The organism is Sphingomonas sp. BE123, assembly GCF_031456015.1.
Lineage (GTDB): Bacteria > Pseudomonadota > Alphaproteobacteria > Sphingomonadales > Sphingomonadaceae > Sphingomonas.
Genome location: NZ_JAVDTW010000001.1, coordinates 519,293 through 545,340 on the forward strand (window position 1 = coordinate 519,293; position 26,048 = coordinate 545,340).

The 26,048-nt window shown below is 65.9% G+C and carries 23 protein-coding genes and 1 other RNA gene; 7 read left to right on the forward strand and 17 right to left on the reverse strand.

What is annotated here, in order from left to right; translation table 11 throughout:
- Window positions 1-16: 16 nt before the first annotated feature.
- From rnpB to J2Y54_RS02460, 9 genes are all read right to left on the reverse strand, one after another.
- Window positions 17-413, reverse strand: an RNA gene (gene rnpB / locus J2Y54_RS02420) — RNase P RNA component class A.
- Between the two features lie 17 nt (window positions 414-430).
- Complete coding sequence (locus J2Y54_RS02425) at window positions 431-1,066, reverse strand: DUF2306 domain-containing protein (RefSeq protein ID WP_310036639.1); 636 nt, start codon at window positions 1,064-1,066, stop codon at window positions 431-433.
- Window positions 1,063-1,476, reverse strand: coding sequence for a hypothetical protein (locus J2Y54_RS02430; protein ID WP_310036640.1), 414 nt, complete (start codon window positions 1,474-1,476; stop codon window positions 1,063-1,065). Before J2Y54_RS02430 ends, J2Y54_RS02425 begins: the two co-directional genes overlap by 4 nt.
- Window positions 1,457-3,178, reverse strand: coding sequence for a dihydroxy-acid dehydratase (gene ilvD / locus J2Y54_RS02435; RefSeq protein WP_310036641.1), 1,722 nt, complete (start codon window positions 3,176-3,178; stop codon window positions 1,457-1,459). The genes J2Y54_RS02430 and ilvD overlap by 20 nt, the downstream gene beginning before the upstream one ends.
- A 7-nt stretch (window positions 3,179-3,185) precedes the next feature.
- Entirely contained in the window at window positions 3,186-3,917 is a 732-nt protein-coding gene (locus J2Y54_RS02440; protein WP_310036643.1) for an N-formylglutamate amidohydrolase, read from the reverse strand.
- Complete coding sequence (locus tag J2Y54_RS02445; protein WP_310036644.1) at window positions 3,914-4,642, reverse strand: enoyl-CoA hydratase/isomerase family protein; 729 nt, start codon at window positions 4,640-4,642, stop codon at window positions 3,914-3,916. Before J2Y54_RS02445 ends, J2Y54_RS02440 begins: the two co-directional genes overlap by 4 nt.
- Before the next feature lie 175 nt (window positions 4,643-4,817).
- Window positions 4,818-5,648, reverse strand: a complete 831-nt coding sequence (locus J2Y54_RS02450) for a 4-(cytidine 5'-diphospho)-2-C-methyl-D-erythritol kinase (protein ID WP_310038433.1) — start codon at window positions 5,646-5,648, stop codon at window positions 4,818-4,820.
- Entirely contained in the window at window positions 5,648-7,237 is a 1,590-nt protein-coding gene (locus J2Y54_RS02455) for a tetratricopeptide repeat protein (RefSeq protein ID WP_310036645.1), read from the reverse strand. The genes J2Y54_RS02450 and J2Y54_RS02455 overlap by 1 nt, the downstream gene beginning before the upstream one ends.
- Window positions 7,238-7,241: 4 nt before the next feature.
- Window positions 7,242-8,903, reverse strand: coding sequence for an electron transfer flavoprotein-ubiquinone oxidoreductase (locus tag J2Y54_RS02460; protein WP_310036646.1), 1,662 nt, complete (start codon window positions 8,901-8,903; stop codon window positions 7,242-7,244).
- Between the two features lie 115 nt (window positions 8,904-9,018).
- On the opposite strand from J2Y54_RS02460, the gene J2Y54_RS02465 reads away from it, so the two are divergent.
- Both J2Y54_RS02465 and J2Y54_RS02470 read left to right on the forward strand, forming a co-directional pair.
- Entirely contained in the window at window positions 9,019-9,753 is a 735-nt protein-coding gene (locus tag J2Y54_RS02465) for a uracil-DNA glycosylase family protein (RefSeq protein ID WP_310036648.1), read from the forward strand.
- Window positions 9,750-11,525, forward strand: coding sequence for a lytic transglycosylase domain-containing protein (locus tag J2Y54_RS02470; RefSeq protein ID WP_310036651.1), 1,776 nt, complete (start codon window positions 9,750-9,752; stop codon window positions 11,523-11,525). The genes J2Y54_RS02465 and J2Y54_RS02470 overlap by 4 nt, the downstream gene beginning before the upstream one ends.
- A gap of 37 nt (window positions 11,526-11,562) precedes the next feature.
- Here the strand turns inward: J2Y54_RS02470 and J2Y54_RS02475 are convergent, their stop codons facing one another.
- Complete coding sequence (locus J2Y54_RS02475) at window positions 11,563-12,078, reverse strand: YbjN domain-containing protein (protein ID WP_310036652.1); 516 nt, start codon at window positions 12,076-12,078, stop codon at window positions 11,563-11,565.
- A gap of 132 nt (window positions 12,079-12,210) precedes the next feature.
- Here J2Y54_RS02475 and J2Y54_RS02480 point away from each other — a divergent pair, with 132 nt between their 5' ends.
- On the forward strand, window positions 12,211-13,281 hold the full coding sequence (locus J2Y54_RS02480; RefSeq protein WP_310036653.1) for a PA0069 family radical SAM protein: 1,071 nt from the start codon (window positions 12,211-12,213) through the stop codon (window positions 13,279-13,281).
- Window positions 13,282-13,284: 3 nt separating this feature from the next.
- On the opposite strand, the gene J2Y54_RS02485 is transcribed toward J2Y54_RS02480, so the two are convergent.
- The 5 genes from J2Y54_RS02485 to J2Y54_RS02505 all read right to left on the reverse strand — a co-directional run bounded on the left by J2Y54_RS02485 (window position 13,285) and on the right by J2Y54_RS02505 (window position 21,040).
- Entirely contained in the window at window positions 13,285-14,880 is a 1,596-nt protein-coding gene (locus J2Y54_RS02485) for a long-chain fatty acid--CoA ligase (RefSeq protein WP_310036655.1), read from the reverse strand.
- A 79-nt stretch (window positions 14,881-14,959) separates the two neighbouring features.
- Window positions 14,960-18,442 carry a DNA polymerase III subunit alpha gene (gene dnaE / locus J2Y54_RS02490; RefSeq protein WP_310036656.1) on the reverse strand — a complete coding sequence of 1,161 codons (3,483 nt, stop codon included), beginning with the start codon at window positions 18,440-18,442 and terminating at the stop codon, window positions 14,960-14,962.
- A 195-nt stretch (window positions 18,443-18,637) separates the two neighbouring features.
- Window positions 18,638-19,117 (reverse strand): glutathione peroxidase, encoded by a 480-nt coding sequence (locus J2Y54_RS02495; protein WP_310036657.1) that lies wholly within the window; start codon window positions 19,115-19,117, stop codon window positions 18,638-18,640.
- Window positions 19,114-19,797: an ABC transporter ATP-binding protein gene (locus J2Y54_RS02500; protein ID WP_310036658.1), complete on the reverse strand. Its 684-nt coding sequence runs from the start codon at window positions 19,795-19,797 to the stop codon at window positions 19,114-19,116. The genes J2Y54_RS02495 and J2Y54_RS02500 overlap by 4 nt, the downstream gene beginning before the upstream one ends.
- The gene (locus tag J2Y54_RS02505) at window positions 19,790-21,040 is read right to left on the reverse strand and encodes a lipoprotein-releasing ABC transporter permease subunit (protein WP_310036660.1); all 1,251 of its coding nucleotides are present in this window, start codon (window positions 21,038-21,040) and stop codon (window positions 19,790-19,792) included. The genes J2Y54_RS02500 and J2Y54_RS02505 overlap by 8 nt, the downstream gene beginning before the upstream one ends.
- A 462-nt stretch (window positions 21,041-21,502) precedes the next feature.
- On the opposite strand from J2Y54_RS02505, the gene J2Y54_RS02510 reads away from it, so the two are divergent.
- A complete protein-coding gene (locus J2Y54_RS02510) occupies window positions 21,503-21,967 on the forward strand; it encodes an Hsp20 family protein (RefSeq protein ID WP_310036662.1) in 465 nt (154 codons plus the stop codon).
- A 101-nt stretch (window positions 21,968-22,068) separates the two neighbouring features.
- Here J2Y54_RS02510 and J2Y54_RS02515 read toward each other — a convergent pair whose 3' ends face one another.
- Together J2Y54_RS02515 and secG are read right to left on the reverse strand one after the other, a co-directional pair.
- A complete protein-coding gene (locus J2Y54_RS02515) occupies window positions 22,069-23,703 on the reverse strand; it encodes a CTP synthase (RefSeq protein ID WP_310036665.1) in 1,635 nt (544 codons plus the stop codon).
- Between the two features lie 83 nt (window positions 23,704-23,786).
- A complete protein-coding gene (secG, locus tag J2Y54_RS02520; protein ID WP_310038434.1) occupies window positions 23,787-24,125 on the reverse strand; it encodes a preprotein translocase subunit SecG in 339 nt (112 codons plus the stop codon).
- Between the two features lie 218 nt (window positions 24,126-24,343).
- On the opposite strand from secG, the gene J2Y54_RS02525 reads away from it, so the two are divergent.
- The 3 genes from J2Y54_RS02525 to argC are packed head-to-tail and all read left to right on the forward strand — an operon-like array spanning window position 24,344 to window position 25,957.
- Window positions 24,344-24,715: a MarR family transcriptional regulator gene (locus J2Y54_RS02525; protein WP_310036667.1), complete on the forward strand. Its 372-nt coding sequence runs from the start codon at window positions 24,344-24,346 to the stop codon at window positions 24,713-24,715.
- Window positions 24,702-25,025 (forward strand): SH3 domain-containing protein, encoded by a 324-nt coding sequence (locus J2Y54_RS02530; protein WP_310036669.1) that lies wholly within the window; start codon window positions 24,702-24,704, stop codon window positions 25,023-25,025. The genes J2Y54_RS02525 and J2Y54_RS02530 overlap by 14 nt, the downstream gene beginning before the upstream one ends.
- Entirely contained in the window at window positions 25,022-25,957 is a 936-nt protein-coding gene (gene argC, locus J2Y54_RS02535) for an N-acetyl-gamma-glutamyl-phosphate reductase (RefSeq protein ID WP_310036670.1), read from the forward strand. Before J2Y54_RS02530 ends, argC begins: the two co-directional genes overlap by 4 nt.
- Window positions 25,958-26,048 lie beyond the last annotated feature (91 nt).

The following is a 26,048-nucleotide window of genomic DNA, read 5'->3' on the forward strand; positions in this document are numbered from 1 at the left end:
CTTTCAGACGAGATAGGTTGCCAGAGGGCCTGTAAGCCGGGTTCTGTCCACGCGGCCCTTTCCCCGAAGGGAGGTGCGCGCGATAGGCGACCATTCCTCTAGGCCCGCATTTGCATGCGGGCTCAAGCAATCAACCCGGACCGCGGGGCGGAACTCCCCATGCGCGGTCCCTATTCGATCTTGCTCCCGGTGGGGTTTGCCGTGCCGCTTCCGTTGCCGGTCGCGCGGTGCGCTCTTGCCGCACCCTTTCACCCTTGCCCTCAGTCCGAAGACCAGCGGGCGGTCTGCTCTCTGTGGCACTTTCCCTGACCCCGGCGAACCGGGACCGCCGGGCGTTACCCGGCACCGTGTTTCCGTGGAGCCCGGACTTTCCTCGGTGCATCTGCATGCAACGCGGTCGCCCGGCCCTCTGGCGCGGGCAGCGATAGGCTCAAACGCGCGACCGTGCAAATAGCGACCGCGCGCTGGGCCACCATGACAGCCAGATCTCGACGATCAGCAGTGGCAGGACAAAGCTCAGCCACCCGCGCGTCGCGGCGCGGATCTCAGCATTTTCGATGAACCTGAGCAGGGCGCCATCGTCGGCGGCCATCATCCGAACCCAGACGAACGACAGCGCGATGGCGGTGGCCCGAATCACGAAACCATGATGCACGTCGAACCGCCGCCGCCGCGCGGCTTGCCACGCGATCACGACAAAGCCGATCCAGACTGCGGCGAACAGGGTCAGCGGCACCTGAGTCTCCGGCGCCGCGATCGTGCTGCCCAGATGAAGCGCGAACAGCCCGGCGAGCAGCGACGCGGCGAGATAAAGCCGACCCAGCACGCGGTGCAGCAACGGCCAGCGCTCGCGCACCGACACCGCGAACTGGACCGGGGCGATCAGCAATAGCGGGATGGCCAGCGCAACATGCGCGAAATACCAGATGCGGCGCCCCCACAAGGTCTCTCCCGTCGGTGCTTCGCGCGTCGCGATGAATGCGAACGAATCGCTCAGGAACCATCCTGCTGCAACCGCGACGATCAGCCAGAACAGCGCCCAGCCCCATCGCCGTGCAGCACTCACCGGCGATCCGCGCCCTTCACCGTAGCAGGAAGGCGATAGCGCGCATCGTCGATCGCCACCTCGATCGCGTTGGAATCGATAATCGTCACGCGCGCTGCCTGAGCGCCGTCCGCAGCAATCACGCCACGCCCGTCACGCGTGACCCGCAGGCGATGGAAACCGCCATCGGGATGGCGGATCGTCAGCATCAACCCGTCCTGCGTCTGCGCACGGTCGATCGTGCAGCGGGTCGTGAATGCATCGCCACCACCGAGCGCGCAGGGAATGCGCCCCTCTGCGGTATCGCGCGCCGCCTGAGCCCGCGCGTCCTGCGCCAGTTCCGCCTTCGTCTTGACCGGTCCGGGATCGCAGGCCGCGAGCGCGAGCAGCGCCCCCGCGGCCGCCAGAACTTCAGATATCCGCAAAGACATGCGTTTCGGACTTCGCCCCCGGATGCGTGACCGCGCCCTTATAGGCAGGTCCGACCGTCTGCGCATAGCGCCACAGCGCGCCCGACTGATAATCATTGCGGCGCGGTTGCCAGCGGCTGCGGCGCTCGGTCAGCACCTCCTCGGCGACAAGCAGGTCGATCGTTCCCGCCTCCGCATCGATGCGGATCGTGTCGCCATCCTCGACCAGCGCGATCGGCCCGCCCTCGGCCGCTTCCGGGCCGACATGGCCGATGCAGAAGCCGCGCGTCGCACCCGAAAAACGCCCGTCGGTGATCAGCGCGACCTTCTCGCCCATGCCAAGCCCATAAAGCGCGGCGGTGGTCGACAGCATCTCGCGCATGCCGGGACCGCCCTTCGGCCCTTCGTAGCGGATCACCACAACCTCGCCCTCGGCGATCGAACGCGCCTCGACCGCGGCAAACGCGTCTTCCTCGCAGTCGAAGCAGCGCGCCGGCCCCTCGAATTGCAGCCGCGCCATGCCGGCGACCTTCACGATCGCGCCATTGGGGGCAAGAGTGCCGCGCAAGCCAACCACGCCGCCGGTCGGGGTGATCGGCGTCTTGACGTCATAGATGACCTTCTGATCCGGGTTCCAGGTGACCTGATCGATATTCTCAGCGAGCGTCTTGCCGGTCACGGTCATGCACTCGCCATGCAGCAACCCGTTCGCCAGCATCGACTTCATCAGCATGTAGACGCCGCCGGCCTCATACATGTCCTTGGCGACATACTTCCCACCCGGCTTGAGGTCTGCTGCATAAGGCGTTGATTTAAATACTTCGGCGACATCGAACAGATCGAATTCGATCCCCGCCTCGCTCGCCATGGCAGGCAGATGCAGGGCGGCGTTCGTAGATCCGCCGGTCGCGGCGACAATCCGCGCCGCATTCACGAACGCCTCGCGCGTGCAGATATCGCGCGGGCGAATGTTGCGCTCCAGCAACTCCATCACCTGATACCCCGCTGCCACCGCGATCTGTTCACGGCTTGTGTAAGGTGCAGGAACCATGTTGCTGTTCGGCAGCGACAAACCGATTGCCTCGCCGACACAGGCCATCGTGTTAGCGGTGTACTGACCGCCGCACGCGCCATGGCCCGGGCACGCGACCTTTTCGAGCGCATGGACCTCGCTGATCGGGCAGGTGCCGGCCGCGAACTTGCCGACCACTTCGAACACATCGACCACAGTGACGTCGCGGTCCTGATAGCGGCCGGGCAGGATCGACCCGCCATAGACGAAGATCGACGGGATATTGAGGCGCAGCATCGCCATCATCATCCCCGGCAGCGACTTGTCGCACCCGGCAAAGCCGACCAGCGCGTCATAGCAATGGCCGCGCACGCTGAGTTCGACCGAGTCGGCGATGACCTCGCGGCTGACCAGGGAGGATTTCATCCCCTGATGCCCCATCGCGATGCCGTCGGTCACGGTGATGGTGTTGAAGCGGCGCGGCATGCCGCCATTGCTCTCGACACCCTTGCGCGCGGCATCGGCCTGCGCATCCAGCGTGGTATTGCACGGCGCGCTGTCGTTGCCCGCGCTGGCGAGCGCGACGAACGGGCGCGCGATTTCTTCCTCGCTCAGCCCCATGGCGTAATAATAGCTGCGGTGTGGGGCGCGCTCCGGCCCGACGGAGACGTGGCGCGAAGGCAGGCGGGTTTTGTCGAAACGATTGGTCATGCCGCGCCTATGTCGCCGCAGCCCGCCCCTGCGCAAGATGATCGCGCACGATTGTTACCAAATTCGTCAGAATTTCGCACCAACGCGTCACACCCGCCGGGTCGGAGATGTGATCGTTGCGGATTTCGATACCGAGATAGGGGATGCCCGTCGCCTCGGCATGCCGGTTCATGGTCGCGTTGAGGATACGCCCCGAATAGGGCTCGTTATCCCCGGTCGGGATGCCCTGCGCGCCCAGCCAGTCGATCGCCGGGCGGGCTGCCCGCGCATCGCGATTGTAGAGCACGCCCGCTTCCCATGGCCGCGGTGCGGCGATGCCGGTTTCGAGCGCGGGGGTGAAGCTGTGGACCGACACAATCAGCGCCGGGCGCTGCGCGCGCACCTGCGCCGCGATCGCGCGATGATAGGGCGCGTGGAAACGCGCGATCCGTTCGACCCGATCTGCACCTGCATTGCCCGGGATCGCGTGCCCGTCGCTGACATGCGGGATCAGGCCGGGCGCATCGACCTCGCGATTGAGGTCGATCACCAGCCGCGAGACGGTGGCGAGCAGCGCGGGCGCGCCGAGCCGCTCGGCCAGCCCCCGGCTCACCGCCGCCGCCCCGATATCGATCGCGATATGCTTGACGAGCAAGGCGGGGTCGATGCCGAGGTCGATATCCTCCGGCACGTGGTTGCTGGCGTGATCGCACAGGATCAGCACGTCGCCAGCACCCGCAATCCGTTCCGCCACGCTCACCGTTTCCCTCCAAGAAATGCGCCGAGCCGCTGGGCAAAGGCAGCCGAGCCGAACGCATCCTCGAACGCCTGATCGTGCCCCGACGCGGCAGGATCGTGCAGGATCGACTTGAGCAATCGCACCGCATCGGGATCATTGGCGCAGATGGTCGCCGCCATCGCCCGGGCGCGCTCGGCCGCATCGCGCGCGCGGCAATGCGCCAGCCCGATCCGCACCGCCTCATCGGCGTCGATGCGGTCGCCGGTGAACAACATCCGCGCCGCCTGCCCCGCTCCGACGCGCGCGCGCAGCCGCGCGACATCGCTCGCCGGATAGCCGATGCCGAGCTTGGCCGGCGTGGTCGCAAACAGCGCCGCGTCCCCTGCAACGACAATGTCACAGGCCAGCGTCAGCGCGACGGCGGCGCCATAGCACCCGCCATCGACCGCAACGATCACCGGGATCGGCAGCGCCGAGAGTGTCTCGATCCCCGCCGCCATCGCAGTGCGGAAGCGGGTACGCAGCGCCGGGTCAGCAATCAGCGCCGGGAATTCAGCGAGATCAGCCCCGGCGGAGAACGTGCCGGGCATCACGGATTCGACGATCAGCGCATGCGCGCTGCTTGCCGCCACCGACGCAGCGGCATCGGCAATCGCGTCCCATGCGGGTATCGACAACGCATTGCGGGCACCATCCCGGTCGAGCATCAGGCGCGCGATGGATTGATCGAACTGAAGCCGGATCATTGGCAGCCCAGAGGGCGAGGATGGCGCCCGCCCGAAAGCGGGGGCCACCCACGGGCGTCTCGCTCCCGGCGCATGACCCGCAGCGACCGCTCCGCAAGAACCGGGCCAAGCGCCATCACCCTCAGCGGAACATGGTCCCGATTGCCGCCGCGCCCCATAATGGAACAGCCACCTGTCACGTCAGCACCGTTTCGAGACACCACCAGCCCGGCTGGTCCGCGCGCAGTCGCTCAGCCGCAGCTCCGCAAGTCGCGGCATCTGCAAAGGTCGCAAAGCAAGTCGCGCCAGACCCCGACATCCGACACAGCTCGGCCCCCGGCTGACGCTCCAGCCATGCCACCGCATCGGCAATCTTGGGTGCGATCGTCAGCGCGGGCGGATAGAGATCGTTTCGTCCCGCCCTGGCGCGTGCGATCAGGTCGCCGTCAGCCGGGATCGGTCCGCGATCCACCCGATCCCATGCTGCAAACACCGGGCCGGTCGCCACCGCGACGCCCGGATTGACCAGCAGTACCGGGACCCCGGGCGCGCCCTCGATCCACTCCAGTTGCTCGCCGCGACCGGTGCCGATCGCAGTTCGCCCATAAAGGCACGCGGGCACGTCGGACCCAAGCGCATCGGCCACCGCGAACAAGCGCGGGTCGGCGATCGCAATCCCCTCACGGCGCGCCAGCAATCGCAGCGTCGCCGCGGCGTCAGCCGATCCGCCGCCGAGTCCCGACGCAACCGGTAGCCGCTTGTCGAGCGTGATCCGACCCGGCGTTTTCACGCCGAACGCTGCGGCGAAGCCAGCGCGCGCGCGCGTGACCAGATTATCGCCCTCACCCGCCAGCGCTCCGCCGAACGGGCCCTCGACGGCAAAACCTTCGCCCGCTGGATCGATCCGGACGACATCGCCATCACGCACGAACGCGAACAGCGTCTCCAGCTCATGATAGCCGTCATCCCGCCGCCGCCGCACATGCAGCGCCAGGTTGAGCTTGGCCGGCGCGGGCTCGATCAGGATCAGTTTGCCGCCACCTTCTCACCGGACCCGTTGGCGAGCTTTCCCGCCAGTCGAGCCTGCTGCTCCCCCTCGGCATACAGCGCAGCGGCGCGCCAGGCGTAACGCGCTTCAAAGCGACGTCCGGCGCGCCAATAGGCATCGCCCAGATGCTCGTTGATCGTTGCGCTCGCGGGTTGGCCCTGCGCCGCCGCCTCCAGCAGCGGCAGTGCGCGCGCGACGTCACCGCTGCGAAAATAGGCCCATCCGAGCGAGTCGGTGATCGCCGGATCATCGGGACGCAGCCGGTTGGCTCGCTCGAGCAGCGCGACCGCTTCGGTCAGGTTTTCGCCGCGATCCGCCTGCGCATAACCCAGATAATTCAACGCGACCGGTTCGTCCGGAGCCAGTTCGACCGCCTTGCGCAGATGCGGAAGCGCTGCATCCCAGCGGCCCGCACGCTCCAGCGCACCGCCGAGCTGCAAGTAATGGACCCAGCTTGCCGCTGCCCCCGCCCGTGTCAGCGCAGCGCCATAGTAAATGGCGGCATCGACATTGCGGTCCTGGTCGGCGAGCAGATCGGCATAGCGTCGCAGGTCGCGCTCGCCCGCGTCGCGCCGCACTGCCAGCGCTTCGGCCTGGGCGAGCGCGCCTGCAGCATCCCCCTGCCGCCGCCGCAGTTCGATCCGCTCGCCAAGTGCGGCCGCCGCGAACGGGCTGTCGGGCCGGATCGCACCCAGCACCAACTGCGCGCGATCATATGCCTTTTCCTGGCCCAGCGCCGCTGCAAGCAGCAGACGCGCGCGATCGTCTCCCGGGTCGAGCGAGAGTGCCGCACGGGTCAACAGGATCGTGAGCACCTGCGTCTCCTGCCCGCCCAGATCGGCTGCCAGCCGGGTCAACAGCCGGCTGGTCCCGAACGCAGTGCCCGGCCGCATCGGGCGCAGGCCATCGCGCAATGCCGCCAGGGTCGCATCGTCCCCTGCCAGCATCTCCCGGGCCAGCCGCCGATTGCCGATTCCCGCGACAAGCGTCGCCGCGTTCAAGCGCAGATCGATACTGCCCGGATCGGCTCCGGTGGCCGTGCGATAGGCGGCGAGCGCTTCCTCACGCCGCATCGACGCGAACAGAAGCAGGGCGCGATGCTCGCTGATGTAGCGGCGGCTGAGCCCGCTTTCTCCCGCATTGTCGAGGATCGCGAAGGGGTCACCGCCACGGTCGAACGCGGTCCACGCGCGCAAAACCGGCGCCAGAAAGTCGAGCGGCCCCGCCCCGATCCGCCCGAGCGCGTCGTCGGCAGCAGCCTTGTTGCGCGTCCGCACCGCATCGGCAAAGGCCAGGATCGCGGTGTCTGCCGGCGCGACACCCGCCCGCTCGAGTACCGCCGCCGCGCGCCGCGCCAGCGCAAGATCGCCGGCCGCCAGCGCGTTGCGATAGGCACGAATGGCCACCACCTCATCCGCTGGCGCCGCCGCCAGCGCTGCGGCATAGCCGGCAGCGGCAAGATCGACTGCGCCGTCGGCCGCAGCCGCCCGCGCCCGCACATAGGCGCCGAGATCGGCATGCGCGACCGACGGAAGCAGCAGCGCGACGGCTGCGCCGGTCAGGACCAAGGCCTTACATGTTGGGATAGTTCGGCCCCCCACCACCTTCGGGCACGACCCAGTTGATGTTCTGAGTCGGGTCCTTGATGTCACACGTCTTGCAGTGGACGCAGTTCTGCGCGTTGATCACGAACTTGGGCTCGCCCACATCTTCGCCGACGATCTCATACACCCCAGCCGGGCAGTAACGCTGCGCCGGCTCGTCATACATCGGCAGGTCGTACGACACCGGAATCTCCGGGTCCTTGAGTGTCAGGTGAACCGGCTGATCCTCTTCATGATTGGTGTTCGACATGAACACCGAGGACAGCCGGTCAAAGGTCAGCACGCCATCGGGCTTGGGATAATCGATCGGCTGGACCAGATCCTTGCGCCACAGGCTTTCATGATCGGGCTTGTGGCCCATCGTGAAGGGCATCTTCACGCCCCAGCTTTCAAGGAACATCGTGACATTGGCCAGCGCCGAGCCGACCAGGTCGCCGAACTTCTTGACCAGCGGAACGACGTTCCGAACGATGCTCAGCTCCTGATAGAGCCAGCTTGCCTCGAACGCCTCGGGATAGGCGGTCAGTTCATCGCCCGAGCGGTCCGCCGCCACCGCCGCGAACGCGGCCTCGGCTGCCAGCATGCCGCTTTTCATCGCGCCATGCGTGCCCTTGATCCGCGGCACGTTCAGGAATCCGGCGCTGTCGCCGATCAGCGCACCGCCGGGGAACACCAGCTTGGGGATCGACTGCAGGCCGCCGTCGCTGATCGCACGTGCACCATAGGACACGCGCTTGCCGCCCTTCAGGATCTCCGCGATCGCCGGATGCGTCTTCCAGCGCTGCATCTCCTGGAACGGCGACAGATAGGGGTTCGAATAGTTGAGCCAGGTGACGAAGCCCAGCGCCACCTGGCCATTGGCCTGATGGTACAGGAACCCGCCGCCGTTCGATCCAGTGGTTTCGTTGAGCGGCCAGCCCTGGGTGTGAATCACCCGGCCCGGCTGATGCAGTTCGGGATCGATGTCCCACAATTCCTTGATGCCCAGGCCATAAATCTGCGGCTCGACCCCGTCGCGCAGGCCGAACTGCTTCTGGATTTGCTTCGACAGGTGCCCGCGCACGCCCTCGCCGAAGAAGGTATAGCGCGCATGCAGCTCAAGGCCGGGCTGATAGTCGGGCTTGCGGGTCCCGTCGCGGGCCACGCCCATGTCGCCGGTCGCGACGCCCTTCACCGATCCGTCGTCATGGTAGAGGATTTCCGCCGCGGCAAAGCCGGGGAAAATCTCGACGCCAAGACCCTCGGCCTGTTCGGCGAGCCAGCGGCACAGATTGCCGAGACTGCCGGTATAGGTCCCCTCATTGTGCATGAAGCGCGGGGTCAGGAAATGGGGCACGTTCCACTTGCCCTTTTTCGACAACAGCCAGTGCTGGTTGTCGGTCACCGGCACCTGTGCCAGCGGGCAACCCTGGTCGCGCCAGTCGGGAAGCAGTTCATCCAGCGCGCGCGGATCGATCACCGCGCCCGACAGGATATGGGCTCCGACCTCGGACCCTTTTTCAAGAACACAGACGCTGAGTTCGCTGCCCGCCTCGCTGGCCAGCTGTTTCAGCCGGATCGCCGCCGCGAGGCCCGCCGGCCCCGCGCCCACGATCACCACGTCATAGGGCATCGACTCGCGTTCGCTCACTTCCTGTCTCCTCTCGGAACACCGGCGTAACATCTCGTCGTGTGTCCGGCGCGTTCCGTCCCTGCCCCGATGAAGGCAGATTGACGCTGGCGTCAAGGCATGACTCTTTATCTTGATGGGCATTGAGGGGGTCTTTGACTGGCGAAGCGAGGCTGCGAGCGCGCTGCAATGGTGGCGCGACGCGGGCGTTGACGTGCTGGTCGATGACCAACCGCGCGACTGGATGGCGGCGCCCGCGCCGCGCGTCGCGCCCGATGCTGCCGTCATTTCCCGCCCGGCCGAGCCGGAAGCGCCGGCACCGCTGCCCGCGACCCTCGCTGCCTTTGTCGATTGGCGCTATGGTGCAGGCGCGCCCGAAGCCGTGCTCGGCGCGCCGATCCTTCAGCCTGCCGGGGAACCGGATGCGCCACTGATGGTGGTCACCGACCTGCCCGAATTCGACGGCGCGGAACCCGAACTCCTGTCGGGCCCGGCCGGGCGGCTGTTCGATCGGATGCTGGCGGCGATCGGAACGGATCGCGATTCGGTCTATCTGGTGCCGCTATGCGCCGCGCGCCCGATCACGGGTCAGGTTCCCCGCGACCTTGAGGATCAGCTGGGCCGATTGCTGCAGCATCATATCGCCCTCGCGGCGCCAGCCCGCCTGCTAGTCCTTGGACAAACGGCGAACCGTGCGATTCCCGGGGTCGGCGCGACCGATCCGGGTGACGGTTTAACGCCTGTTAACCTATTGAATGCACAAATCCGGGGGGTCGCCACCTTTCATCCGCGCTTTCTGCTGACCAAGCCCGCGGCCAAGGCCGACGTGTGGAAAGCGCTTCAAACCTTGATCAAGGAGCAGAGCCAGTGACTGCGCGCCTTCTGCTTGCCCTGTGTGCCCTTGCCCTGCCTGCCGCAGCGCATGCCGCCGACGAAAAACTGGCGCCTGTGCAGGAACAGTCGCGTGCCGGCGACGGCGTCCCCACTCAGCTCGATCGCGACGCGCGGGAGGGCTACCGCGCCGTGTTCGCCGCGATCCGCGATCAGCGCTGGGCCGACGCGCAACTGCGTCTCGACGCCATGCGTCCCGGCCTGCTGCACGCCACCGCCCGCGCCGAACTCTATCTCGCGAAAGGGTCGCCGAAAGTCGAACTGCCGCAGTTGCTGGCGCTGCTCGGCGAGGCACCGGAACTGCCACAGGCAGCGCAGCTCGCACGGCTCGCTCAGCTGCGTGGCGGCACGGCCCTGCCCGTGTTGCCGGCCGCTCAGCGGCTGATCTGGCATGATGGCGCCCCGATCCGCAAACGCTACCGCTCCGCCCGGTCCGACGCAGCGGCGGCGCAGGTGGCAAGCGCGATGGCGCCGCTGATCAAGCTCGACGATGCCCCCGCGGCCGAAGCGCTGGTCGAGGGGCGTGCCGCAGAGCTCGATCCCGAAACGCTGACCGAATGGCGTCAGCGGATCGCATGGATTTATTACACGATCGGTCGCGACGCCGATGCGCGTCGCGTTGCTGCAATGGCGCAGGCGGGTAGCGGAGAGTTCGCGCCGCTCGCCGATTGGGTGCAGGGACTGGCCGCATGGCGCCAGAATGATTGTGCCGCAGCACAGGCGGCCTTCACCGCGGTTGCCCAGCGCGCGAGCGATACCGAGAAGCGCACGGCCGGCCTCTACTGGGCATCGCGCGCCGACATGGCCTGCGGTCGCCCCGACCTGGTCAGTGCACGGCTGAAAAGCGCCGCGCAGCATGACGAGACCTTCTATGGCATGCTCGCGCGCCAGGCACTTGGCATTCGCGACAGCGCGGCCCCGGTGGAGCGCTTCATCGCCGCCGACTGGAAAGCGCTTGAGCGGCGCCCGAATGTCCGGGTTGCGGCGGCGCTTGCCGAAATCGGCGAAGATGCGCTGGCCGGTGAACTGATCAAGCATCAGGCGCGGATCGGCGACGCACGGGAGCATGCCGCGCTGACCCGGCTTGCCGGACGGCTCGGGCTGCCAGCGATCCAGCTCTGGCTCACGCATAACTGCCCGCCCGGCGCGCGCCCGGTCGAGGAAGCGCGCTACCCCGCCCCCGATTGGACGCCGGACGGTGGCTGGCGCGTCGACAAGGCGCTGGTCTTCGCCCACACGCTGCAGGAATCACGCTTCGACGCGCGCGTTCAAAGCCCTGCCGGCGCCTATGGCCTGATGCAGATCATGCCGGCCGCTGCGACCGATATCGCGCGCAAGCGTGGCATCTCGATCCGCCGCGACGACCTCACCCGTCCCTCGACCAATATCGAGGTGGGCCAATCCTATATCGAGCAGCTGCGCGACCAGTCCTTTACCGGGGGCCTGCTGCCCAAGGTGATCGCGGCGTACAATGCCGGGCCGACGCCGGTCACCAACTGGAACGCGCAGATCCGCGACAAGGGCGATCCGCTGCTCTACATCGAGAGCATTCCGTACTGGGAGACGCGCGGCTATGTCATGACGGTGCTGCGCAACTACTGGATGTACGAAAAACATGCCGGTCGCGACAGCAGCAGCCGGGCAGCACTGTCTCAGGGACTGTGGCCCAAGGTGCCGGGCAGTGCGGGCGCGCCGATGGTTCGCCTGACCGCTGCCGCGGCGCAAGATAACAGCGCGACCGGCGCGAACTGACGGGATCGCGCCGCCGGGTTGCCCCGGCGGTCGTCACTCAGCCCTTCGGCTTGGCGGCAAGCTCGGCCTTGAAGAATGGCCCGAGTTCGGCGAGGATCCCTTCCCACACCGCCAGGACTTCGCCGAAATTGCGCTTGGTCAGGCCACCGGTGGTGACCACGTCCCAACTGACCATCAGCTCCCCTGCCTCGGTTACTGCCATCTGCGAAAACCGCCGGTCGCGGTTCCAGCGATTGGCCAGGTCGGCCGTGTTGTCGGACTCTTTCGCATAGGTGACGCGAAACTGGAGCGAGCTGCACTGCTTGGTGTCGACGCAACCGTAGAAAAACGTCTCGAACTGGCTGCCGGAAGCGGCGCTCTCGATCAGCGGATCGCCCTGGCTGTCGAGCACCAGCTTTGCCTTGTACCCACCCGCCCGAAATGCATCGACCACGGTCGCCGGCGCGCTCGCGCACACCATGTCCGCCGCGCACGGCTCGCTATCCTGCCCCGCCGCGGGTGAAGCGACCGACATGATGCTAAAGATGCTGGCGAAAAGGAAAAAACAGCGCATTGAGCCCCCCTTGATGATTGTTCCGGTGTGGCGCGGCGTGCCAGCCACGGTCAACCTGCTTTTGCGCCGCCACATCGCAGACGGCAGCCATATGTACTTGCTTTGTTCCTTTTCGGCTTTTATCGTCCGGCCATGTCCAAACTTCGCCCCGTCCGTGGCGCGACCGAAAACCGCGCCAGCGCCCGTTTCGGGCTCCCGGCCCGCGAACTGGATGGCGACTGGCTCGACGCGCGCGCGATTGTCGACGACGCCGAGCCGCCGTTGCGTACGACGGTTACGGTCGAGCGCGCCCGAAGCATTCTCAGCCGCAACACATCCCCCGACATTCCCTTCGACCGATCGGTCAATCCCTATCGCGGTTGCGAGCATGGCTGCATCTACTGCTTCGCGCGCCCGACCCATGCCTGGCACGATCTGTCCCCTGGTCTCGATTTCGAAACGCGGCTGTTCGCCAAGCCCGATGCGCCGGCATTGCTGCGTCAGGCGCTCGCAAAGCCGGGCTATGTCTGCCAGCCGATCGCCTTCGGCACCAACACCGATCCGTACCAGCCGATTGAAGCGACCTGGCGGATCACGCGCGACTGCCTTGCGCTGCTCGCCGAGTGCCGGCATCCGGTCACCATCACTACCAAGTCCGACCGGGTGACGCGCGACATCGACCTGCTCGGTCCGATGGCGGCGCAGGGGCTGGCGGCGGTGATGCTCTCGATCACGTCGCTCGACCCCAAGGTCGCCCGCACGGTCGAGCCGCGCGCGCCGCACCCCGAACGCCGGCTCGCTGCAGTCGCCAAGCTGCGCGCCGCGGGAATCCCGACGTTCGTGTCGCTGTCCCCGGTCATCCCCCAGATCACCGACCATGAGGTCGAACACATCATGGAACGCGCGGCGGAAGCCGGCGCGCTTGGCTGCTTCTTCCTGCCCGTCCGCTTGCCATTCGAAGTCGCGCCGCTGTTCCGCGCCTGGCTCGACGAGCATTTTCCCGACCGTGCGGCCAAGGTGATGGCGACGATCCAGTCGATCCGCGGCGGACGCGACAACGACCCCGATTTCCACACGCGCATGCGCGGCCAGGGGCCATGGGCCGAACTGCTGCGCACCCGTTTCAGGATCACGGCGAAGCGGTTCGGGCTCGACCAGCCCTTCCCTCCGCTCCGCCGCGACCTGTTCCGACCGCCTGCCGGGGACCAGGGGGAGTTGTTCTAGCCGTTACGCGGCCGCGAAGGTGAAGTCCTTGAACTGTTCGCGCAGGGCGGTCTTGAGCAGCTTTCCGGTCGCGGTGTGCGGGAGCGACTCCACGAACCTGATCTCGTCGGGAAGCCACCATTTCGCGACCTGCGTCGCCAGATGTGCCTGGACCTGCTCGGCCGTCACATCGCTTTCCGGCTTTCGCACGACCAGCAGCAGTGGCCGTTCATCCCATTTGGGGTGATGGATGCCGATTGCCGCCGCCTCGGCAACCCCGGGGCAGCCGACTGCTGCATTTTCCAGTTCCACCGAACTGATCCACTCGCCGCCGGACTTGATCACGTCCTTCGCCCGGTCGGTAATCTGCATGATGCCATCGGGGTGCAGGATCGCGACATCGCCCGTGTCGAACCAGCCATCGGCGGTCAGGCACGGCCCGTTCGCATCCTGGAAATATTGTTTGATGATCCACGGACCCTTGATCTGCAGACGCCCGGAACTGACCCCGTCGCGCGGCAACAGCTTGCCATCCTCATCGACGGTGCGCAGTTCGACCCCGAACGGCGCGCGCCCCTGAAACACGGTCTTGTCGACCTTCTGCTCGAAACTCAGATCGTCCCAGTCGTGCGTTGGCGCGCCCATTGTCCCGATCGGCGATGTTTCGGTCATGCCCCAGGCGTGATTGACCCGCGCGCCCATCTTCATGATCCGTTCGATCATCGCGCGCGGCGCGGCCGATCCGCCGATCGTCACGACCTTGAGATGTTGCGGCGCTTCGCCCGTGGCGTCCATATGCTGGAACATCGCGAACCACACGGTCGGAACTCCGGCGGTGTGGGTCACCTTTTCGCGGTTCATCAGGTCGCACAGCGTCTTGCCGTCATTGACTGCCGACATGACCAGTTTCACCCCCGCCATCGGCGCGGCGAACGGCAGGCCCCAGCCGACGGCATGGAACATCGGCACGACCGGCAACACGACGGCCTGGGTCGACAGGTCGAACACCGCCGGCTGCAGTTCCGCCATTGCATGGATCATGGACGAGCGGTGGGTGTAGAGCACCCCCTTGGGATTTCCGGTCGTACCGCTGGTATAGCACAACAGGCACGGCTCGCGCTCATCGCCTTCGACCCAGGCATAATCGCCGGTCTCTGCGGCAATCAACGCCTCGAAACTGTCCGAACCGTCGCCGTCGAAGACTATGTAATGCTCAATCGTCGTCCATTGCGGCTTGAGCCGGTCGATGATCGGCTGAAATGCCCGGTCATAGATCAACACCCGATCCTCGGCATGATTGCCGATATAGGCCAGTTGATCGTCGAACAGGCGCGGGTTGATGGTATGAACAATCCCGCCCATGCCGATCGTTCCGTGCCAGGCGACGAGATGGCGGCTATGGTTCATCGCCATCGTCGCGACGCGATCGCCCTTGCGGATGCCCAACCGCTCAAGTGCCTGTGCAAGCTTGCGCGAATCGCGCGCGATCCCGGCCCAGTCGGTGCGGGTCTCGCTGCCATCGGCCCAACGGCTGATGATCTCGCGCGACCCATATTCGCGCTCCGCGTGCTCGATCACTCGGGGTACCCGAAGTTCGAAATCCTGCATCGCGCCCAGCATCATACTCTCCTTGTTCCGCGCGGGTTTCCGCGTCCGTCAACCCATCCTGCGGCTTCGAAAGCGGCGATGCAAGGGGAACTCAGCTTGCCAGCGCCAACCTTGGCTGTTGCGTCGGGGCAAGGTCGGCACGCACCACCCCCGGCAGCCCCTCGATCCGCGTCGCGAGTTCTCCGTCGAGCCGGAAGTTGCGCCCCAGCACCAGCTCCGCCTCGCCGCCATCGGGCAGCGGCGCATCCACCACCACTTCACAGCGCCCGCCGCGCGCGTCGTCCAGCAGCCGCGCCACCGCTGCCATCGCCGCAGGCTCGCTGACCGCCATGCGCAGCGTCAGGCGGACGTCCTTCGCCATCCCCTCGAACGGTTGGACCTTGCGCACCGTGACGCGCGGGCTGTCCTCGCCGGGACGCCGATCAAGCTCGACCGTGAGGATACCGCAGCCGCCAACACGCGCGGCATCCTCCATTTCCTTCGCGGTGAATTCCTCGAAACAGGTGCACGGCACCGTCCCGCTCGCATCCGACAGCGTCGCCATCATGTAGCGCTTGCCGCGTGCCGAGGTGCGCCAGCGCGCATCCTCGATCAGCGCGGCAATGGTCGCGCCGGCACGTCCGCCCTCGGCAATCTCGATGTCGTTCAGGCTGGCAATGCTCCGCGCAGAATGCAGCCTGGCAAGATGCTGGTAGCGGTCCAGCGGGTGCGCCGAGAAGAAGAAGCCGAACGCATCCTTCTCCGCCTCGATCCGCTGACCCAATGTCCATTGGGCATTTTTGGGAAGCTGGATTGCCGACCCGACCGGCTCGGCTTCGCCGAACAGACCGCCCTGCCCGCTGGTACGGTTCTCATGCGTGCGCTGCGCCACCGCCATGATCGTCTCGGCAGCGGCATGGACCTTGGCGCGGTCGGGCGCGACGCTGTCGAACGCACCTGCCCCTGCCAGCGCCTCGACCTGGCGCTTGTTGAGCAACCGTGGGTCGATCCGTCGCGCGAAATCGTCCAGATTCTGGAACCGCCCCTTGGCTCGGCGTTCCTCGACCAGCAATTCCATCGCCCGCTCGCCGACGCCTTTGAGTCCAGCCAGCGCATAGCGCACGGCGAATCCCTCTCCCAGTTCGTCGACTGAGAATTCGGCCTCGCTGGCATTGATGTCGGGCGGCAGGCACGCAACGCCCAGCCGTTTCATATCCTCGACGAACACCGCCAGCTTTTCGGTCTGGCCCATGTCGAAGCACATCGATGCGGCATAGAATTCGTGCGGGTAATGCGCCTTCAGCCACGCCGTATGATATGCGAGCAGCGCATAGGCCGCCGCATGCGACTTGTTGAAGCCGTAGCCTGCGAACTTGTCGATCAAGTCGAACAGTTCGTTGGCCTTGGCTTCGGAGATGTTGTTGACCTTGGCACAGCCCTCGACGAACAGCGCGCGCTGCGCGTCCATCTCGGCCTTGATCTTCTTGCCCATCGCGCGGCGCAGCAAATCCGCGCCGCCGAGCGAATAGCCGGCCAGGATCTGCGCGGCCTGCATCACCTGTTCTTGATAGACGAAGATGCCGTAGGTTTCCTTGAGGATCCCTTCCAGCAACGGATGCGGATATTCGATCGGCTCCAGCCCCTGCTTACGCCGCCCGAACATCGGGATATTGTCCATCGGACCCGGGCGATAGAGCGAGACGAGCGCGATGATGTCGCCGAAATTGGTCGGCCGCACCGCCGTCAGCGTGCGGCGCATCCCTTCCGATTCCAGCTGGAACACGCCGACCGTCTCGCCGCGCTGGAGCAGTTCGTACACCGCCGGATCGTCCCAGCCGAGCGCGGCGAGATCGATGCTGATGTTGCGCGCGGCGAGCAGATCGACCGCCTTTTGCAGCACCGACAGCGTCTTGAGGCCAAGGAAGTCGAACTTCACCAGCCCGGCGCCCTCGACATATTTCATGTCGAACTGCGTCACCGGCATGTCGGAGCGCGGGTCGCGGTACAAGGGCACCAGCTCGGCCAGCGGCCGGTCGCCGATCACCACGCCCGCCGCGTGAGTGGACGAGTGGCGCGGCAACCCTTCCAGCCGCATCGCCAGGTCGATCAGGTGGCGGACATCGTTCGCGCTGTCATATTCGGCCTTGAACTCGCTTACCCCGTTCAGCGACCGCGACAGCGTCCACGGATCGGTCGGGTGGTTGGGCACCAGCTTGGCGAGGCGATCGACCTGGCCATAGCTCATCTGCAGCACGCGCCCAGTGTCCTTGAGCACCGCGCGCGCCTTCATCGTTCCGAACGTGATGATCTGCGCGACCTGATTGCGCCCATATTTCTGCTGGACGTAGCGGATCACCTCGCCGCGCCGGGTTTCGCAGAAGTCGATGTCGAAGTCGGGCATCGACACGCGTTCCGGGTTCAGGAATCGCTCGAACAGCAATCCCAGCGCGAGCGGATCGAGGTCGGTGATGGTCAGCGCCCAGGCGACTACGCTGCCCGCGCCCGAACCGCGCCCCGGCCCCACCGGAATCCCGTTCGCCTTCGCCCATTTGATGAAGTCCGCAACGATCAGGAAATATCCGGGGAACCCCATCTGCACGATGATGTCGGTTTCAAACGCCAGTCGATCGAAATATTCCTGTCGCTTGGCCGGATCGGTGATCCCCGCCGTCTCCAGCCGCGCCTCAAGCCCCGCGCGCGCATCCGCGCGCAGCTGCGCCGCCTCACCCTCGATATCGCCGGCAAGGCTCGGCAGGATCGGCTTGCGCTTGGGCGCGGCAAAGGCACAGCGCTGCGCGACCACCAGCGTGTTGTCGATCGCCTCGGGCAGGTCATCGAACAGCCGCTTCATCTCGCTGGCGGGCTTCATCCACGCATCGGGTGAAGAGCGCTGGCGATCGTCGCTGGCGACATAGGCAGATCCGGCAATGCACAGCATCGCGTCATGCGCCTGATGAAAGTCCGGCACGGCGTAGCACGCCGGATTGGTCGCGACGATCGGCAGGCCACGGTCATAGGCCAGGTCGAGCAACTTGGGCTCGGCGCGCGCTTCAACCTCGTCCAGTCGCCGGATAATCTCGATGTACAGACGATCGCCGAACAGCGCCTGCAACCGGTCGGCATAGGCCAGCGCCGCGTCCTCCTGCTCTTCGGCGAACAGTCGCGCCAGCGCACCCTCGCGCCCGGCGGTCAGCGCGATCAGGCCTTCGGTGCGCCCCTCCAGCGCGGCGAACGGAACGTGCGCGTCCTTCTCGATCGGGCGGTCGAGATGCGCCATCGACACCAGATGGCAGAGATTTTCATATCCCGTCGCGTCCTGCGCAAACAGCGCCAGCCAGTCGAGCGCCGGCGTCACGCCATCCGGCACATCCGGCCGCTCGACGCACAGCAACGATCCGACAATCGGCTGCACCCCGGCCTTTTTCGCCGCATCCGAATAGGACATCGCGGCATAGAGGCCGTTGCGATCGCACAGTCCGGCCGCCGGAAACCCGAGTTCCCGCGCCCGCGAAGCAATAACCTTCGGCTCGATCGCGCCCTCCAGCATCGTGTAGGCGGAAAAGACGCGAAGGGGCACGAAACCGGAATGAGGCATGGGGATGGTTATAGGTGCGCGAACCCGCGAGGGTCAAAGCAGCCGGTCGCGTTTTCCACAGGTTAATCCTCCCCGGAGCGGGGAGGTGGCAGCGCGCAGCGCTGACGGAGGGAGCCCGAGGCAAGGGAGTCCGCTGCCTCGGGCCCCCTCCACCAGCTTCGCTGGTCCCCCTCCCCGTTCCGGGGAGGATTTCGATTACAACAGCTTCTCGATATCCGCCGCGATATCCTCGGGCTTTGTCTGTGGGGCGTAGCGCTCGACCACATTCCCCTCACGATCGATCAGGAACTTGGTGAAGTTCCACTTGATCCCCTCGGTCCCGAACAGCCCCGGCGCCTGTTTCTTGAGCCAGCGATAGAGCGGCGCCGCATCCGCGCCATTGACGTCGATCTTGCCGAACACGGGGAAGGTGACGTCATAGGTCAGCGAACAGAAATTCGCGATCTCCGCCGCATCCCCCGGCTCCTGCGCGCCGAACTGGTTGCATGGGAAGCCCAGCACCTCGAACCCGCGCGCGCCATAGCGGCGGTGCAGGTCTTCCAGCCCGGTATATTGCGGCGTAAACCCGCATTTCGACGCGACGTTGACGATCAGCAGCACCTTGCCCGCGAATTCCGACAGGTCTGCCAGCGCGCCGCTCGCGGTGGTGACAGGAATTTCGGTGATCGTCGTCATGCCGCTTCCTCCAATAACCCTTCATGCAGTCGCACAACGCGGTCCATCTTCGTCGCCAGCCGCTCGTTATGCGTCGCGATCAGCGCCGCCGCACCTTCGCCGCGCACCAGCCGCAGGAATTCGGCGAGCACCACATCGGCGGTCTTTTCGTCCAGATTGCCGGTCGGTTCGTCCGCCAGAACCAGCGCCGGCCGGTTCGCGAGCGCGCGGGCGACGGCGACTCGCTGCTGCTCGCCGCCCGACAACTGGCTCGGCCGATGCGTCAGCCGATGGCCCAGGCCCAACGCGGTCAACAGCGCCTCGGCCCGCCCACGCGCATCGGCATGGGTCGCGTTCTGGATCAGCTGCGGCAGCACGACATTCTCGGTCGCGTCAAAATCGGGCAGCAGATGGTGGAACTGATAAACAAAGCCGAGCTTGTCGCGCCGCGTCAGCGTGCGTTCGTGGCTCTCCAGCTTCGCCACCTCGATCCCGGCAATGCGGATCGATCCCTCGAACCCGCCTTCAAGCAGGCCGACTGCCTGCAACAGCGTCGATTTGCCCGAGCCTGACGGGCCCAGCAGCGCGACGATCTCGCCCGGCGCGACCGACAGGTCGATGCCGCGCAGCACTTCGATCGTGGCGTCGCCCTGGGTGAACGCACGGCGCAGGCCAGTGGTCTGGAGGACGGCTTCACTCATAGCGCAACACCTGGACCGGATCGGTGCTCGCCGCCTTGAACGCGGGGTAGAGCGTGGCAAGGAAGCTGAAGCCCAGCGCCATCAGCGCGATGCTGGCGACCTCCACCGGATCGGTCTTGGCGGGCAATTCGGTCAGGTAACGCATCGATGGATCCCAGATTTCCTGTCCGGTGATAAAGCCGAGGAAGCTCAGCACCCCCTGCCGGAAATAGAGCAGGACGAAGCCGAGGATCAGTCCCGCGACGATCCCCAGCCCGCCGATTGCGGTGCCCACCGTCACGAAGATCTTGATCAACCCGCTCCGCGTCGCCCCCATCGTGCGCAGGATCGCAATGTCGCGGGTCTTGGCGCGCACCAGCATGATCAGTGACGACAGGATGTTGAACACCGCGACCAGGATCAGGATCGACAGCACCGTGAACGTCACCAGCCGATCCACCGCCAGCGCCTCGAACAACGTGGCGTTGAGCGTGCGCCAATCGCTGAGCTGCGCGGTCTGTACGACCTTCTGCGCCAGCGGAGCGAGGATCTCGCCGACCCGGTCAGGATCGACCGTATCGATCTCGATCATGCTGACCGAATCGCCCATCAGCAGCAATGTCTGCGCGGTCTCCATCGGCATGACCACGAACGCCTTGTCATAGTCATAGACGCCGACTTCGAAGATCGCGGCGACGCGATACGACACGATGCGCGGCACGGTGCCGAACGGGGTCGACGGCCCTTGCGGGCTGATCAGCTGGACGCTGCTGCCCAGCGACGCGCCCAGCGTGCTCGCGAGGCGCGACCCGATTGCCACGCATTCGCAGTCGGCGGTCAGGTCCTCCATCCGCCCCAGCACGACATTGCGGTTGAGCGTCGGATTGGCACGCAGGTCGGCGACCGTCATGCCGCGGATCAGAACCCCTTCGACGCGGCCCTGAAACCCGGCCATCAGCGGCTGCTCGATCAGCGGGGTGGCACTGGTCACACCAGCGGTTTTGCGGGCTTCGGCGACCACTGCGCGCCAGTCGCGCAGCTGCCCGCCATAGCCCTGCACCACCGCATGGCCATTCAAGCCGGTGATCTTGTCGAACAGCTCGGCGCGAAAGCCGTTCATCACGCTCATCACGATCACCAGCGCGGCGACGCCCAGCATCACCGCGACCAGGCTGATCGACGCGACCAGCGCGATAAATGCCTCGCCCCGGCCCGGCAGCAGGTACCGGCGCGCGATCATGCGTTCATATCGGGAAAGGAACATGGCGCGGTGTTAGGGGGTGGCGCGAGCGCGCGCAATCGCGCTGTTGCCAAATAAACACAGGGTGAACGCAAAGCGCGGCACATCTGCCATGGCCCCGTGACAAGCGCCCGCAGCGATCCTAGCAGGATGTCACGAAGCAATGGCAAAGGCCGTGGTTCGGGGAGGCTCTTCAGCCCCGTCCTGAAAGGGATGTGCGGGCAGAAGTGGCCACTTAAGGGGGCTGACGAGGCATCGTCACGCAGGGGCCCGGGTCGGAAACGGCCCGGGCCTTTGGCATTTCAGGGCCTTGCTTTCCGTCAGCATCAGACAGGCGCAGATCAAGCGCCATGCGCAACCCTTGAAAGCCGCTTCCGGCTTCCCAAATCTTGCCCAGCACGGTGCCGCACGGGCCGTGTCACTTCAGGCATCGCGGATGAACCGGATGCCGCAAGACGTTGAAATTGCTCATTGGAGGATTACGCTATGCGTCAGATCGACTTGACCCCCTTCCGCCGCTCGACGATCGGCTTCGACCGGCTCTTCGACATGCTCGAGGCGACCGCGCGCCAGTCCAGCAGCGAGAATTATCCCCCCTTCAACCTCGAGCGCATCTCCGAGGATCGCTATCGGATCACGATCGCCGTCGCCGGATTCAAGGCCGACGAGATCGAGATCACCGCTCAGCAGAATCTGCTGCTCGTGTCCGGCAAGAAGGGCGAAACCCAGGACAACAACCCGACCCAGATGCTGCATCTCGGCATCGCGAATCGCGGGTTCGAGCGTCGGTTCGAGCTGGCGGACTTTGTGCGCGTCGAAAGCGCGGACCTCACCGACGGTCTGCTGGTGATCGAACTGGTCCGCGAGGTTCCCGAGGCGATGAAGCCGCGCAAGATCACCATCGGTGCCGGATCGACGAGCACGCCGATCGAGCATCGCGACGTCGCCTGATCAACCCACCCCCGCAACGCGCTGACCCCTTGCGCGTTGCACCACAGCGGCGCCCGGATCCTCAGGTTCGGGCGCCGTTCGCTATCTGCGCACGGGGTTGATCAGACCAGGCGCGACTGGCGTACCGCCGCGGCGATGAAGCTCGCAAACAACGGGTGCGGATCGAACGGCTTGGATTTCAGTTCGGGATGGAACTGCACCCCGATGAACCAGGGATGGTCGGGACGTTCGACAATCTCCGGCAGCAGCCCGTCGGGCGACATGCCCGTGAACATCAGGCCGCCCGCCTCAAGCGGCGCGCGATAGGCGCCGTTGACTTCATAGCGGTGGCGGTGCCGTTCGCTGATCTCGGTCGCGCCATAGACGCTCGCGACCTGGCTGTTGCCCGACAGCTGCGCGGGATAGGCGCCAAGCCGCATCGTGCCGCCCAGATCGCCACCGGCCTCGCGCTTCTCGATCCCCTCCTGCGTCATCCATTCGGTGATGATGCCGACCACGGGTTCCTCGGTCGGGCCGAATTCGGTCGACGATGCCGCAGCGACCCCGGCCGTGTTCCGCATCCCTTCGATGCAGGCCATCTGCATGCCGAGGCAGATTCCGAAAAAGGGCACATTGCGTTCGCGCGCGAAGCGGACACTGGCGATCTTGCCCTCGCTGCCGCGCTCGCCAAAGCCGCCGGGGACGAGGATGCCATGCATCGGTTCAAGCGCGGCAGCGATCTCTGCCTCGCCCTTTTCGAACAGCTCGGCGTCCAGCCAGCGGACATTCACCTTGACCTTGTTGGCGATGCCGCCATGGACCAGCGCTTCCTGCAGCGACTTGTACGCATCCGGCAGGCCGACATATTTGCCGACCACGCCGATCGTCACTTCGCCTTCGGGGTTGAACAGGCGGTCGGTAATCTCGGTCCAGCGCGACAGGTCGGGCGCCGCACCCGGTTCGATCCCGAAGGCGCGCAGCACTTCGCTGTCCAGCCCCTCGGCATGATATTGCAGCGGCACCGCATAGATGCTCGGCGCGTCGAGCGCCGGGATGACCGCGCTTGCCGGGACGTTGCAGAATTGCGCGATCTTGCCCCGTTCGCTCGCCGGCAGCGGCTTTTCGGCGCGGCACACCAGCACATCGGGCTGAACGCCCAGCGACGCCAGCTCGCGAACGCTGTGCTGGGTCGGCTTGGTCTTCAGCTCGCCCGCCGCGGCGATATAGGGTACCAGCGTCACATGGATGCTGATCGAGCGGCCACGCCCAAGCTCGTTCTTGAGCTGGCGGATCGCTTCGATGAACGGCAGCGATTCGATGTCGCCGACCGTCCCGCCAATTTCGCACAGCACGAAATCGAGATCGTCGGTTTCAGCCTGGGCGAATTGCTTGATCGCATCGGTGACATGCGGAACCACTTGGACGGTCGCACCGAGATAATCGCCGCGCCGCTCACGCTCGATGATCGTCTTGTAGATCCGGCCAGACGTCACATTGTCCGACTGGCGCGATGCAACGCCGGTGAAGCGCTCATAATGGCCAAGGTCGAGATCGGTCTCGGCGCCGTCGTCGGTCACATAGACTTCGCCATGCTGATAGGGCGACATCGTGCCCGGATCGACGTTCAGATAGGGGTCGAACTTGCGGATGCGCACCTTGTAGCCGCGCGCCTGAAGCAGCGCCGCGAGGCTGGCGGCCATCAGGCCTTTTCCAAGCGAGGAGACCACGCCGCCGGTGATGAAAATATACCGCGTCATGGGAGTCACCGCTTATCCTTCAAGCACGAGTTGGGGCAAGCGCCCGACTCCGGGCGCCGTTAAAAAAGTTTCGAACTGACCGCTTAGTTGGCGAGCGGAACCGCGCTGTTGTCGGCAGGCGCCACCGGAGCCGGCTGCGTCGCCGGTGCACTCTGGCTTGCCGGCGCGGTCGCGCGGCTGGTGTCGATCGCCGTATCCCCGCGCGTCGCCGCGATCACCGCCAGCGTGATGCTCATGACCACGAACAGGCCGGCGAGAATCGCCGTCGCGCGCGTCAGGAAATTCGCCGCGCCACGCGCCGACATCAGACCCGACGGGCTGCCGCCCGTGGTCAGACCGCCGCCTTCCGAACGCTGCATCAGGATCACCGTCACCAGCAGTGCGGCGATGATGGCGTGAACGACAAGAAGGAAGGTGAACAGCATGGCGGTCTTTCTCGGGAAAGCGGCCACATAGTGAACCGCGCCGCGCGGATCAACCGCCGATCGTCCCTGCTGGATCCGGGGAAACACAGTGGCTGGGCCCGATCACCGAAATGAAACAATTTGCGAACCGGGTTGAAACCGCATCGGTGGCGGAACGTTCAAGCCGGGTACGCCCGCGATTCTTGCGGGTCAGTAACGGATTGACGAGTGATGCGATGAACGCGGTGACACCCCCCTCTCTCGGCCAGTGGAAGACAACGCTGATCGACTATGTCCGGTCCGGCGAGCCGGATCTTACCAACCGCCAGATGGCGCTGATGCTGCTCGTCTATCTCGAACCCGGCCCGCATACCGTCCGCGGCCTTGCCCGAACGCTCAACGTGTCGAAACCCGTAGTGACACGTGCCTTGAACAGGCTGGGTGCCCTCGGCTATCTGCGCCGCCAGCGCGATGAATCCGACAAGCGGAACATCTTTGTCGCGCGCACACCTGAAGGGGCGGAGTTTCTTGCAGAATTCGGACAATTCGTCACCGGCGACGCCGGGGCCGGCAGCGACAGTCCCCGTCGCGAACTTGCCGACGCGTAATCGATTCGCGCTGCGCGGTCGTTCGGTCCAGATCGATCCGCGTCGCGACGCCGCGCGGCGCGACCTGGCCGATGTCCGGCTGGCCGATCGCATCTTCGCGCCGCATTATGCTGCACCGCTGTTCCAGCGTGCCGTGCAGGAAACGCCAATTCGCGCCGGGCGCGATCCGGAGAGCGAGGCGATTGCCGCATTGCCAGCGGGAGCGGAATTCGAGGTGCTGGAAATTTCGGGAGGCCTTGCATGGGGCCGGGCGCCGTCGATCCAGACCGTTGGGTATGTTGACGCATCGGCGCTGGGAATCGCCGCATGAGCATTTCGGTTTTCATCGATGGCGCAGCCGGCACGACCGGCCTTGAGATCCGCGACCGCCTTTCCGGTCGGGCGGAAATCAGCCTGATCGCCCTGGATGAAACCGATCGCAAGGATGCGGCGCGCCGTACCGAAGCACTGAACGCGGCCGATTTCGTCATCCTGTGCCTGCCCGATGACGCTGCCCGCGAAGCGGTAGCGCTGATCGACAATCCCCGCACGCGGGTGATCGATGCGTCGACGGCGCATCGCGTCGCCGATGGCTGGACCTATGGCTTTCCGGAGCTCGAGCCAGCCCAGGCCCAGCTCATTGCCGACGCGCCGCGCGTGTCGAATCCCGGCTGCTGGCCGACGGGCTTCCTCGCGCTTGTCCGGCCGCTCGTGCGGGCCGGGCTCGTGCCGCCGGAATGGTCGATCAGCGTCAGCGGCGCCTCGGGCTATTCGGGTGGCGGCAAGGCGATGATCGCCGATTTCGAGAGCGGTGCGGAAACCAGCGGCTACCGCGCCTATGGCCTCGACCTCGACCACAAGCATCTGCCGGAAATGCAGAAGCACGCCCGCATCGAACATCCACCGATCTTCATGCCGGCCGTGGCGCGCGCCTATCGCGGCATGCTGATCGAGGTGCCGCTCGCGCTGCATTATCTTCCGCGCAAGCCCTCCCCCGCGCAGATCGCCCAGGTTCTGGCAGACGCGTATCGCGACTCCCCGATCATCGGGGTGCTCGCCGATGATACGGCCGCGCCCGTGGTGCGGCTTGAAGAGGATGCCGGCACCGATCGCCTTACCCTGCGCGTCTTCGGCAGCCCCGACCGCAGCCACGCGCGTCTGATCGCGACGCTCGACAATCTGGGCAAGGGGGCGGCAGGCGCGGCGGTGCAGAATCTCAACATCATGGCGGGATTCGACCAGACTGCAGGCCTGGTCCTGTAACACCAGCCCGCAAACACGGTGCGGCCGTGCTTTAGGGATGAATAGCTATGCGCGGCTTCGCAAGCGCTCCGGCGACTGCTAGGGCCGCATA

Excerpts from the sequence above, each read along its gene's own strand:
- J2Y54_RS02430 (WP_310036640.1), bottom strand. The coding sequence starts at position 1,476 with ATGTCTTTGCGGATATCTGAAGTTCTGGCGGCCGCGGGGGCGCTGCTC.
- ilvD (WP_310036641.1), bottom strand. The coding sequence starts at position 3,178 with ATGACCAATCGTTTCGACAAAACCCGCCTGCCTTCGCGCCACGTCTCC.
- J2Y54_RS02445 (WP_310036644.1), bottom strand. The coding sequence starts at position 4,642 with ATGATCCGGCTTCAGTTCGATCAATCCATCGCGCGCCTGATGCTCGAC.
- J2Y54_RS02465 (WP_310036648.1), top strand. The coding sequence starts at position 9,019 with ATGGGCATTGAGGGGGTCTTTGACTGGCGAAGCGAGGCTGCGAGCGCG.
- J2Y54_RS02475 (WP_310036652.1), bottom strand. The coding sequence starts at position 12,078 with ATGCGCTGTTTTTTCCTTTTCGCCAGCATCTTTAGCATCATGTCGGTC.
- J2Y54_RS02480 (WP_310036653.1), top strand. The coding sequence starts at position 12,211 with ATGTCCAAACTTCGCCCCGTCCGTGGCGCGACCGAAAACCGCGCCAGC.
- J2Y54_RS02485 (WP_310036655.1), bottom strand. The coding sequence starts at position 14,880 with ATGCTGGGCGCGATGCAGGATTTCGAACTTCGGGTACCCCGAGTGATC.
- dnaE (WP_310036656.1), bottom strand. The coding sequence starts at position 18,442 with ATGCCTCATTCCGGTTTCGTGCCCCTTCGCGTCTTTTCCGCCTACACG.
- J2Y54_RS02495 (WP_310036657.1), bottom strand. The coding sequence starts at position 19,117 with ATGACGACGATCACCGAAATTCCTGTCACCACCGCGAGCGGCGCGCTG.
- J2Y54_RS02500 (WP_310036658.1), bottom strand. The coding sequence starts at position 19,797 with ATGAGTGAAGCCGTCCTCCAGACCACTGGCCTGCGCCGTGCGTTCACC.
- J2Y54_RS02505 (WP_310036660.1), bottom strand. The coding sequence starts at position 21,040 with ATGTTCCTTTCCCGATATGAACGCATGATCGCGCGCCGGTACCTGCTG.
- J2Y54_RS02510 (WP_310036662.1), top strand. The coding sequence starts at position 21,503 with ATGCGTCAGATCGACTTGACCCCCTTCCGCCGCTCGACGATCGGCTTC.
- J2Y54_RS02515 (WP_310036665.1), bottom strand. The coding sequence starts at position 23,703 with ATGACGCGGTATATTTTCATCACCGGCGGCGTGGTCTCCTCGCTTGGA.
- J2Y54_RS02525 (WP_310036667.1), top strand. The coding sequence starts at position 24,344 with ATGAACGCGGTGACACCCCCCTCTCTCGGCCAGTGGAAGACAACGCTG.
- argC (WP_310036670.1), top strand. The coding sequence starts at position 25,022 with ATGAGCATTTCGGTTTTCATCGATGGCGCAGCCGGCACGACCGGCCTT.